At 50.9% G+C, this 782-nt stretch carries 1 protein-coding gene; it reads left to right on the forward strand.

Annotation, left to right across the window (positions count from 1 at the left end; genetic code table 11):
- Positions 1-782 (forward strand): Dyp-type peroxidase (locus ACTHUT_RS21300; protein WP_440419796.1); only part of this gene is annotated, 782 nt, incomplete at both ends.

Here is a 782-nt window from a genome sequence, read left to right on the forward strand (position 1 = left end):
GCTATTATTCCTGATCACGCACAAGCCGGTATTTTTATCGAAGCAGACATTTCAGACGGCCGCAACGAAGACATCAAATCTGCCTGCCGCCTTTCTTTGGAATCCTTGGCCAAATTAAAAACCCGTTTTCCGAATGATATTTTGGGTTTAACCATTGCCTTTGGCAGCCGCGCATGGCAATCGTTCGGTCATACTGACGAAGGCAGAGAAATCAAACCTTTCCCTGAATTGGGCAACGGCCTTGCCCCTTCTACCCAACATGATCTCTATATCCATATTCAAGCCACCGAGCAAAAAGCCGCCTATGCCTTAGCCCAATCTGTTTTAGGCGCATTCGGCGACAGCATCCGCGTAGCCACTGAAGAACACGGCCTGCGCCTGTATGAAGACCGCGGCTTGGACGGTTTTGTCGACGGTACGGAAAATCCGCAGGGCGATGACAATGTACGTAATGTTGCCATCATTCCAGAAGGCAAGCCGGATGCCGGCGGCAGCTATGTCTTGCTGCAAAAATACCTGCACGATTTGAAAAAATGGGATGCCGTCCCTACTGCCGTGCAAGAAGCCAGCGTGGGCCGCAGCAAAGAAACCAATGACGAATTCAGCAAAGACGTGCGTCTGCCCGACTCCCATCTCGGCCGCGTCAATGTCAAAGAAAACGGCATTGGCCTGAAAATTGTCCGCCGCAGCCTGCCCTTCGGCAAACTCAGTGGCGAACATGGTTTGATGTTCACATCCTATTGCAACACGCTGCACAATATTGAAGTTCACCTGCTCAATAT

This window comes from Neisseria sp. P0022.S010, assembly GCF_051956635.1.